8 protein-coding genes and 1 other RNA gene are annotated in these 8659 nt (G+C 46.3%); all 9 read right to left on the bottom strand.

Annotation, left to right across the window (positions count from 1 at the left end):
* Positions 1–351, bottom strand: a transfer-messenger RNA (tmRNA) gene (gene ssrA, locus JL57_RS34725).
* A 172-nt stretch (positions 352–523) separates the two neighbouring features.
* Positions 524–994: an SsrA-binding protein SmpB gene (gene smpB, locus JL57_RS17415; protein ID WP_034143286.1), complete on the bottom strand. Its 471-nt coding sequence runs from the start codon at positions 992–994 to the stop codon at positions 524–526.
* Positions 995–1141: 147 nt separating this feature from the next.
* Complete coding sequence (locus tag JL57_RS17410) at positions 1142–1693, bottom strand: HDIG domain-containing metalloprotein (protein ID WP_034143290.1); 552 nt, start codon at positions 1691–1693, stop codon at positions 1142–1144.
* A 41-nt stretch (positions 1694–1734) separates the two neighbouring features.
* The gene (locus JL57_RS17405) at positions 1735–2499 is read right to left on the bottom strand and encodes a carboxylesterase (protein ID WP_034143285.1); all 765 of its coding nucleotides are present in this window, start codon (positions 2497–2499) and stop codon (positions 1735–1737) included.
* Between the two features lie 317 nt (positions 2500–2816).
* On the bottom strand, positions 2817–3041 hold the full coding sequence (gene secG, locus JL57_RS17400; RefSeq protein WP_034143284.1) for a preprotein translocase subunit SecG: 225 nt from the start codon (positions 3039–3041) through the stop codon (positions 2817–2819).
* 128 nt (positions 3042–3169) lie between these two features.
* Positions 3170–4447 carry a phosphopyruvate hydratase gene (gene eno / locus JL57_RS17395; RefSeq protein ID WP_034143283.1) on the bottom strand — a complete coding sequence of 426 codons (1278 nt, stop codon included), beginning with the start codon at positions 4445–4447 and terminating at the stop codon, positions 3170–3172.
* 119 nt (positions 4448–4566) lie between these two features.
* Positions 4567–6111, bottom strand: coding sequence for a 2,3-bisphosphoglycerate-independent phosphoglycerate mutase (gene gpmI / locus JL57_RS17390; protein WP_034143282.1), 1545 nt, complete (start codon positions 6109–6111; stop codon positions 4567–4569).
* A gap of 3 nt (positions 6112–6114) precedes the next feature.
* Entirely contained in the window at positions 6115–6900 is a 786-nt protein-coding gene (gene tpiA, locus JL57_RS17385) for a triose-phosphate isomerase (protein WP_034143281.1), read from the bottom strand.
* A gap of 561 nt (positions 6901–7461) precedes the next feature.
* Positions 7462–8646, bottom strand: coding sequence for a phosphoglycerate kinase (locus JL57_RS17380; RefSeq protein ID WP_034143280.1), 1185 nt, complete (start codon positions 8644–8646; stop codon positions 7462–7464).
* Positions 8647–8659: the final 13 nt, after the last annotated feature.

The raw sequence follows: 8659 nt of genomic DNA, 5'->3' as shown, positions 1-8659 counted from the left end.
TGGCGGAGGCGAGGGGATTTGCACCCCTGTATCGAAGAGCTGCCACAAAAGCGTCTACGCGTGTGTCCTTTAATTTAAATTTCGCCAGTCTTGACTCCTAAAGGCCAGGATTCAGTTCAGGCTAGCTCGATAATCTTAGCTAATGTCTCCGAGCATTGACATTAGAGCGTCCTACTTAATTGACACCCTGGTTCTTCATCGTAGGTTCTGAAGGCAGGATGCTAGCGGCACTTAAGCAGCTAGAGCGTAATTGTTTTCGTTAACTATTAGGTCCACCGTTTAACGAGACCAGGTGGAATCTCGACGCGCAACCTTTGCCACCGCTTCCCCGAGCGAGTCTAGAACGCCCCCATGTAAAAGTTTCTACACGCATAGTATACCACATTTGCGAATAAAGAATAGGTGAATATCCATGGTATCTCTGCATTTTAGTGGAAATTCGCTAAAACCATTGTTCTTTATTAGTTCTTCTAAGCAGTAATATTAAAAACCTAAATTACTAAAATTTATGACTTTATCCGTTCTAGTAGTTTTTATTCCGTTCTCTAAGTGCTCGCTCAATATCGCGTTTACCCTCTTTTTCGGCTAGAGACTGACGCTTATCGTAATTTTTCTTCCCTTGCCCGACTCCTAATTCAACCTTAGCCATCCCTTTTTTCAAATACATCTTAGTCGGAATAAGGGTCAAGCCTTGAAGCTGTACTTTCCCGATTAACTTATTAATTTCTGAACGGTGCAATAATAATTTACGCGGCCGTAGTGGATCATGATTAAACCGATTACCCTGCTCATAAGGGCTGATATGCATTTGATGAACCCATACTTCGCCATTGGTTACACGTGCATAACTATCTTTCAGGTTGATCTTCCCGTTACGAATCGATTTTATTTCAGTCCCGGTAAGAACGATTCCAGCCTCGACTCTATCTTCAATAAAATAGTCGTGGAACGCTTTACGATTATCGGAAACGATTTTAATTCCCTCCGAAGGCATACGACTCCTCCTTTCACCAAGCGTTTAATTATACCATAAATTTCCTGTTCGTATCAAGCTATGTCTTAGATACTTTACATAACCCAACACTAATATATTCCACTTCTACTTCCACCTGCACTTCCATTAATTCAACTTCCCACTAAATTAAAGTTCCAACTCTATAGAAATTCCCTGCATTGCTTCAAGCCCATATCCTAGAAATTCCTCCAATGAAAGTCCTAATTCACTACAGGTGAGAATTTGTTGACGATCTGCTCCTTTGGCAAAGGCTTTTTGATCAAACTTTTTGCGTAGGAACGGGACATCTACTCCCGAGAGCTTTTTGTCCGGTCGAATCAGAGCTCCAGCGACGATAAGACCTGTCATCGGGTCAGTCGCATAAAGGGCTTTATCTAATAGGGAGATACGCGGTAAACCATGCCGCTCATTGTGAACCTTCACGGCATAGACAAGTTCTTGTGGCAAACCCATACTTTCTAATATTTCTGCGCCCTTTAAAGAGTGGACCTCCGGCTGCTCTTTGGTATCTTCATAATCGATGTCATGCAGAAGACCTGCCATTCCCCATAGATCTGGATCCTGATCAAAATGCTTAGCTAAACGAATCAGGACTATTTCTGTTGAAAGCATATGTTTTAATAAGTTCTTATTGTCTACATACTTGATTAACTCTGAATACGCTTCTTCCCGTGTCATCATTTCACAGCTTCCTCTCACATGATTGAATACTTTCTCAACTAAGATATTGACTCCTGCGGCATGAACTGCAAGAGAAATTCATGGACCTTTAACGCAACCTCTTCTCGCTCCCGTCCAAGAGTTAGGATATGCCCGGAGTTTTCCCAATAGTGGAGAATTGGGTTAACGTGCTGGATTTGCTTCTTAATGATTTGAACACTAACTGGGTTTACTGTAGAATCTTTTCTGCTTTGCATCAGTAAGGCTGGGCAGGTAATCGCAGAAAGTTTGCTGCGCACCTGACGAATCCCTCGGTTAAGGGAGATTAAGCCATCCACTGGAATCCGGTCATAGACGAAGCGCTCAAGGCCTGGTGCAGTCCCGGTCGCAGGAGCTGTTAATTTTCCTACAAACTTTACAAAGGGTCTTACAAGCGGAGCATAACGAGTTCTCCGATCGGCAAGCACCATGGGTGCATTCATGGTAACAATCCCGTCAATCAAACCAAGCGTCGCCAAATGAAGTGTTAGCAATCCCCCCATAGATAGGCCAACCCCGATTACAGTGTCACACGTCTCTCTTAGCTCTCTTACTCCGTCTTCGGCGTCTTTAGCCCAGTCTTCCCAGCGAGTCTTTGCCATCTGTTCTGGAGTCGTTCCGTGCCCCGAAAGGCGAATTCCATGGACCGTCCAACCAAACTTAGCCAGCCGTTCACCCAGCCAACGCATTTCCGAAGGAGCTCCCGAAAATCCATGAATGAGCAAGCACCCAACACGATTCCCCGAAAAATAAAAGGGTTCCACCAAGCGTCTTTGTGGTTCCACTCGAACATCCTCCCCTTAAACGATGTACGATATCCGAAATTCGTTTATTATGTAGCCAATAATTAAGTAAAATCGTTCAGCAAAACGACCATTGAGACTATTTTAGCGAAGGAGGGGTCTATCCCATAGAAGAGAGTCTGCACTTCACATTTTATCCAGAGAAGTATTAGAATCGAACAAAGAATAGCACAGAAGGACACCTCGTATGAAGTGCCCCTCCTTGATTTGGCTTTATTAGCGGAAAAGTAGAGTAAGAGCAGTAATCTATCATCTATTTACAATATACTATAAGTTGAAGAAGTACTCGAACTCTCTTACTAAGCAATCATAGCTAGACCCAAGGAACTCAGCAAAAAGACACCTGCTAAAACCCCCGTGAGTTTGGCGAATAATTCATCCATACCTTTCTTTTTACCAAAGATAGACTCGCCAGCGCCAGTAATAGCTCCAGATAATCCTGCACTTCTTCCAGACTGAAGTAATACAGCCGCAATCAGACCTAATGAACTGAGGATTAAAAGAATTACTAAAGCAATTTGCAAATAACTCACCCCCTAAGATAACCCATTGTCATATATCACTACAACCTTGTAAATTATCAATAGTTTTATTTTAGCACAAGTGCCCTTAAAACTCAATAAATCCCTGAATCTTGGGCTATCTACCAGTCCTATCTAGCTAACGCTTTTCGGCCACGATAAACTGCGCTATCCCCAAGTTCTTCCTCTATGCGCAGCAATTCGTTGTATTTGGCAACCCGTTCGGTCCGGGCTGGAGCACCTGTTTTGATCATGCCTGCATTGACTGCAACTGCAACATGAGCTAAGGTGACGTCTTCGGTCTCGCCGGATCGATGTGAGACGACTGACGTATAACCTGCCCGTTTGGCCATTTCGATGGCATCGAGAGTCTCGGTTAAGGTCCCGATCTGGTTAAGCTTGATAAGAATCGAGTTACCACATTTCTCCTTGATCCCGCGAGCCAAACGTTCTGGGTTCGTTACAAACAGATCATCCCCGACAAGCTGTACACGATCTCCCAAACGTTCAGTCATCTTGCGCCAGCCTTCCCAGTCCTCTTCGTCCAAGCCATCTTCTATAGAGACAATGGGATAACGCTTGATCAATCCCTCATAGAAATCAATCATTTCGTCCGAGGTCTTCTTAACCCCTTCTCCTGCTAAGTTATACATTCCATTTTCATAAAGTTCAGTGGCGGCTACATCCAGGGCCAATCCGATATCTTCACCAGGTTGATATCCTGCCCTTTGAATAGCGTCAACGATACACAAGAGCGCGTCTTCGTTAGATTCTAAGCTGGGTGCAAAACCACCTTCATCTCCGATTGCTGTAGCGAGAGATTTTTCCTTCAGGACGGCCTTCAGACTGTGGTATACCTCTGTTCCCATACGTAACGCTTCTGCAAAACTGGACGCCCCAACTGGCATGATCATAAATTCTTGAATATCCACATTATTATCAGCATGTTGGCCGCCGTTTAAAATATTCATCATAGGGACTGGAAGTTCTTTGGCATTTACCCCTCCTAAATATTGATAAAGAGGCAAGCCTAAGGATTCCGCAGCGGCTTTCGCTGTCGCCATGGATACTCCAAGAATCGCATTGGCTCCGAGTTTCCCTTTATTATCAGTGCCATCAATTTCCTTCAACAAATGATCTAACCCCGGTTGGTCATAAGGATTCAGTCCCTCTACTTCTGGGCTAATTAAAAGGTTGACATTTTCAACAGCTTTCAAGACCCCTTTGCCCATATAGCGGGTTTTATCTCCGTCCCTGAGTTCAACCGCTTCAAAAGCACCAGTGGAAGCGCCTGAAGGGACAGCTGCACGACCTATGGTTCCATCTGTAAGAACGACATCAACTTCTACGGTTGGATTCCCTCGAGAATCCAGGATCTCTCGTGCGTAAACATCTGTTATAAAGCTCATTAAAATTTCCCCCTTTATTCTAGAAAGACCCTATTTCAGGAGTCCTTACTTACTTACTTACTTACTTAAGCGCTGTTGGGCATATCAAGCAGTACATACTTGTCTGGTCTGTATAAAACTTAAGTCATGATTAACGATTTTCCGGTCATTTCCTCTGGTTTTGGAATATTGAGTAATTCAAGTAGAGTAGGTGCAACATCGCACAGAGCACCACCCTCACGTAGCTTCTGCCCTTTAAACCTATCATCGACAAGAATGAAGGGAATCCAATTTGTGGAGTGGGCTGTCAGAGGAAGTTCTGTCTTTGGATCTATCTTTTCCTCAGCATTCCCGTGATCAGCCGTAACGAGGAGGGTCCCATTCATTTTTTGGAGTTCCTCAACAATCTCACCCAAACATCGGTCCACCGTCTCCACCGCTTTGACGGTTGCCTCGAAGACACCCGTATGCCCAACCATATCCGGATTAGCAAAGTTAAGGATGATCACATCATAGGTATTTTTCCTTAGTTCTTCTAGGAGAGTTTGGGTCAATTCTGGGGCGCTCATCTCGGGCTGATGATTATAAGTCGCGACTTTTGGGGAAGGAATAAGGATTCGTTCCTCATTTGGATTAGCTTCTTCAATCCCACCATTAAAAAAGAAGGTCACATGTGCGTATTTTTCAGTTTCTGCAATCCGTAACTGTTTTAACCCATGTTGGGAAAGGACTTCTCCCAAGGTGTTTTTCAGGTTTTGTTGCGGGAACGCGACTGGTGCGCAGATTGTATCCTCGTACTGAGTCATACACACAAAGTGAACTCGCGGGTGGATGGGGCATTCAAACCCTGTAACCTCTTCGTCTACGAAGGCATGAGCGATTTGCCGCGCCCGATCTGAACGGAAGTTAAAGAAGAGTACGCTGTCACCCTCTTGAATGGGACCCACTGGTTTTTCGTCCTGATCAACAATCACCGTTGGAATCACGAATTCATCCGTCACACGCTGATCATAGGAACTCTCCAGCGCTGCTAAGGCACTAGCTGCGCTTTTTCCTTCGCCCAAAGCCAAGGCCTCGTAGCCCTTTTCTAAGCGTTCCCAGCGTTGATCTCGGTCCATTACGTAGTAACGGCCACTTACAGAGGCAATTTTACCAATTCCCAGTTCCCTAATTTTTTGTTCCAGTTGAGTGATATAAAGTTTGGCGCTCTGCGGCAAGACGTCGCGACCATCAAGAATAACGTGGATATACACTTCTTCTAATCCTTGTTTCTTTGCCATTTCCAGAAGGGCAAACAAGTGATCTATATGAGAATGAACTCCTCCATCAGAGAGTAAGCCCACAAGGTGGAAGGCCTTGTTGTGGAGGTGAGCATGATCCATCGCTTCGATTATGACGGGATTTGTAAATAAGGTATCATCTTTGATCGCTTTAAAGATTCGGGTTAATTCCTGATAGACTACCCGCCCAGCACCCATGTTCAGATGCCCAACTTCAGAATTTCCCATTTGACCGTCTGGTAATCCCACCGCTTCTCCTGATGCTTGGAGAAATGTGTGGGGGTAAGTTTTTTCCAAGCGTCGGAAGTTTGGCAAATTTGCTTGGGCGATGGCGTTTCCTTCGATTGCATCACGATGGCCCCAGCCATCTAAAATCATGAGAAGAAGTGGTTTGGCAACGTTCATTTGCTATTTTCCTTCCACGCGTGCAACCATGGGATTTGCGTTGAGAATGAGGTTGGCAAAACTGACAGGATCTAAGCTTGCCCCACCAACGAGTGCACCATCAACATCCGGCTCAGTCATGAGCTCGGCAATGTTATCTGCTTTGACACTTCCACCATAGAGAATGGGTACTTTCTCAGCAGCAAGTCCCATGAGGCCAGTCAATGTGGCACGAATCGAAGCACACATTTCTTGGGCATCTTTGCTGGAGGCAGTTTTCCCTGTCCCAATTGCCCAGATAGGTTCATAGGCGACAATAATTTTGCTTAAATCTTCAGTCGATAAGCCTGCTAGAGCACGAGAAACCTGCCCTTGGACCCTCTCTACTGCTTTTCCTTCTTCTCTAAGGTTCAAATTCTCCCCACAACAAACGATGGGGGTTAATCCCACAGCTAACGCTTTACTTACTTTCTTATTGATCTCTTCATCCGTTTCTCCAAACATCTCTCGACGTTCTGAGTGGCCAAGTATCACATATGTACACGCAACATCAAGCAGCATTTGAGCCGAGATTTCACCGGTATAAGCCCCTTGGTCTGCCCAAGCCATGTTTTGGGCACCTATATGCACAATGCTTTCTTCCAGTTCATTCTTTAGAGGATAAAGGGCCGTAAAAGGCGCACATAAGATAATATCGAGGTCAGTAACATCCTTTACCTCTTCTAAGAACTTCACTGCATAGTCTTCTGCTTCACTCACAGTTTTAAACATTTTCCAATTGCCGGCGATCACCGGTCGTCGATTTGCCATTCTATTTACCCTCCACTTTCTTATTCAAGGCGCGAGGTTCGATGCGCGACGGCGACATTCATACCTCTCAACCTTAACCTTTTACTTCGAGCCTCACATTTACCTTAGGTTCGAGGTTCTCCCGTGTCACCAAGCCCAAAGAGCACTTTCTAAATAAGCGCAAACACCCATTTCCCTCGAAGCCCACCCAGAAGGTGCGCTTTTCTGCAAAGTGGAGCGCATTAGTGAAGCCGCTCGTCCAGACGAGTGCCGACCTTCGCGCCTCCGTAGCGCGCTGCTGGGAATTGATCCATGACCCGAATAGGACGTTCGAGATTAGAACACCGCCATGGATGGCAAAGGTGTCGTGATGGACTGATGCCGCGGTGCCAAGGATGGCAAAGAGCGTCGTACATCCATCCCTAAGGTTCGGACGCGCTCGCGAACCGTCCAGCTCGTCAGCGGCGTAACGTGCCGACGCTTGGCAGAAAAGCGCTCCTCGGGCCTCGGGGGGCCAGGCCTCGGTTCAGGCCTCGGGTCCAGGCCTCGCTCTAGGTCCTCGGTCCTCACGCTCGAGCCAAGTTACGCCTCGTTCAACGCCGCAACCCCCGGCAACACCTTCCCTTCTAAAAACTCTAGAGAAGCGCCCCCCCCCGTTGAAATATGGGTCATGCGATCCGCGACATTCATTTTCTCCACGGCCGCTACAGAATCTCCGCCTCCCACAATCGTGATCCCCCCACAGGTCGCCACCGCCTGAGCAATCCGCTCGGTTCCTTTAGCAAAGGCATCCATTTCAAAAACACCCATAGGGCCGTTCCAGATAACAGTCCGAGCTGTCGAAATCTGAGTAGCAAACCTTTCCGCACTTGCCACCCCAATATCTAAGGCCATCTCACCGTCTTGAATTTCCGAGACATTCACCGTTCGATGAGCAGCATCTGCTTCAAAGGCTTGGGCAACGACTACATCGATCGGCAGTTCTAACTGAACTCCTTTTGCTTGTGCCTTTTCGATAAGCTGCTTAGCCAATTCCACTTTTTCTACTTCAAGAAGGGATTTACCGACCTTAAACCCTTGGGCTTTTAAGAAAGTATTTGCCATTCCACCCCCAATGATTAAGATGTCAACCTTATCGAGGAGATTTTCAATCACACCAATCTTATCGCTCACTTTGGCTCCGCCGATAATGGCCACAAAGGGGCGTTCCGGTCGTTCCAAAGCGTTGCCCATAAATTCAACTTCCTTTTGCATCAGTAAACCAGCTACAGCAGGAATATAGTGCGTAACCCCTTCAGTGGACGCATGAGCACGGTGAGCGGTTCCAAAGGCATCATTCACAAACAGCTCTGCCAACGACGCTAATTCTCGTGCAAAATCGGGGTTATTCTTCTCTTCTTCGGCATGGAAGCGGACATTTTCCAGCAGAAGAACCTCTCCATCCTGTAGCAAGCTAACCGCTTTCATGGCTGGATGTCCTATGCAATCCTCGGCGAGGGCCACATCTTGTCCTAGCAGCTCACTCAGATGCTTGGCGACGGGTGCTAGGGAGTAACTAGGATTCACTTGCCCTTTAGGTCGGCCCAGGTGAGACGCTAGAATGACTCGCGCTCCTTCTTTTACGAGATACTTGATCGTGGGCAGGGAGGCCCGTATTCGAGTATCATCTGTTATCAGACCTTGCTTATCTAGCGGAACATTGAAGTCTACCCGGACTAAGACTCGTTTTCCTCGTATCTCCACATCGTTAACACTTTTTTTGTTCACACGGAAAATCCCC

The organism is Desulfosporosinus sp. BICA1-9 (assembly GCF_000802135.1).
The sequence above is the reverse complement of the archived record's forward strand: the minus strand, read 5'-3'. Positions and strand labels throughout refer to the sequence as shown.

Excerpts from the sequence above, each read along its gene's own strand:
- eno (WP_034143283.1), bottom strand. The coding sequence starts at position 4,447 with ATGAGCTTTATAACAGATGTTTACGCACGAGAGATCCTGGATTCTCGA.
- gpmI (WP_034143282.1), bottom strand. The coding sequence starts at position 6,111 with ATGAACGTTGCCAAACCACTTCTTCTCATGATTTTAGATGGCTGGGGC.
- tpiA (WP_034143281.1), bottom strand. The coding sequence starts at position 6,900 with ATGGCAAATCGACGACCGGTGATCGCCGGCAATTGGAAAATGTTTAAA.
- JL57_RS17410 (WP_034143290.1), bottom strand. The coding sequence starts at position 1,693 with ATGACACGGGAAGAAGCGTATTCAGAGTTAATCAAGTATGTAGACAAT.
- smpB (WP_034143286.1), bottom strand. The coding sequence starts at position 994 with ATGCCTTCGGAGGGAATTAAAATCGTTTCCGATAATCGTAAAGCGTTC.